Source organism: Actinocorallia lasiicapitis, from assembly GCF_054778695.1.
This window is the reverse complement of the sequence record NZ_BAAGZI010000725.1, coordinates 1-1,334: the sequence shown is the minus strand read 5'-3', so window position 1 is coordinate 1,334 and position 1,334 is coordinate 1. Positions and strand designations below refer to the sequence as shown.

Sequence of the window (1,334 nt, the reverse complement as noted above, 5' to 3'; positions counted from 1 at the left end):
GGCCCGCCACGACGGCCGCGACGAGCCCGGGCCGCCGCCGGACGGCCGCACAGCCGAGCCCGACGGCCAGCAGCGCCGGCCAGCACAGATAGAACTGCTCCTCGACGGCCAGCGACCACAGATGGCTGAGCGGCGCCGCCGACCCGGCGACGGCCCAGTAGTCGACCTGCGCGACGATCGCGTACCAGTTGGAGACATAGCCGAGCGCGGCGAGCGTCTGCCCGTTGGTGGTGGGACGCAGCCCCGGCGGGTCCTGCAGCACCATCCAGACCTGCACGGCGGCGACGGTCACGAACAGGGCGGGCATCAGCCGTTTGACGCGCCGGAACCAGAACCGGCCGAGCCCGATCCGTCCGCTGGACGACCGTTCGGCCGCCAGCAGCCGGGTGATCACGAAACCGGAGATCACGAAGAACAGGTCGACGCCGAGGAACCCGCCGTCGAGGCCGAGCTCGAAGTGGAACGCCATGACGCCCAGCACGGCGACGGCGCGCAGCCCGTCGATCCCGGGGATCCGCCGGGCGTCCGGCGCGTCGCGCGCAGACCGCTCCGTCCCGGCGGTGGTGCTGGTCAGGGGCCGGTCGGGAGCGGTGGTCCGCGACATCAGGTGCTTCCCTCCCGGGCGGGGAACATGGTGTTGAGGACCCAGGTGGCGAGCCGGTCGCGCGCGGCGTCGGCGGGATGCCCGGTCGGGTCGTAGACGTTGGTCCCGGCGATCACCGGGGGGCAGCCCTTGTCGTTGCAGAGCTGGCCGCGGACGTCGAGCAGCCGGACGCCTTCGGCGGCGTGGGCGTCGGCGGCCTCACGGAGCAGCCGGTTCATGATGAGCGCGGCGGGCCGCAGGGCCGGCTGGTCGACCAGCTTGGAGTTCATCAGGTAGACCTTCGCGCCACCGGCCGTCAGCAGGCCGATCGCACGGTTCAGGTTGGTGGTGAACACCTTGCGGTGGGCGGGGTCGCGCAGGTCGCGCTGGGGTCCGCCCGCGGTCAGGCGCTGCGGGGTGAGGTCCCAGTAGGCGACCATCAGCAGCACCGCGTCCGGCCGGTACCTGGCGAGGTAGCCGGGCCACTTCTGCGGCCACTCCCGGCAGTCGGCGGGCGCGTCGGGAGCGGTCGACAGCATCAGCCCGCACCCGCCGAGCCCCGCGTTGACGACCGTGTTCTCCGCCGACGCGACCTTGCTCATCCCGGCGCCGATGTTGGCGGCCCAGGAGTCGCCGACGGCCAGGACCGTCTTCCCCTTGACGGTCGGTTCGAGCCGCGCCTCGCCGAGCGGCGGCACGGCCGTCCCGTAGGACGGCTCACCTGCCGGAGCGCTCCCGGCGGCGGGCGCGA

2 protein-coding genes are annotated in these 1,334 nt (G+C 73.5%); both read right to left on the bottom strand.

The genetic code is table 11. From position 1 onward, the window contains the following. The coding region (locus tag ACYVE7_RS34155) for an acyltransferase family protein (RefSeq protein ID WP_460370734.1) at positions 1-604 on the bottom strand (604 nt) is incomplete at its 3' end. Continuing rightward, the coding region (locus ACYVE7_RS34150) for a DUF459 domain-containing protein (protein WP_460370732.1) at positions 604-1,334 on the bottom strand (731 nt) is incomplete at its 5' end. The genes ACYVE7_RS34150 and ACYVE7_RS34155, both read right to left, overlap by 1 nt.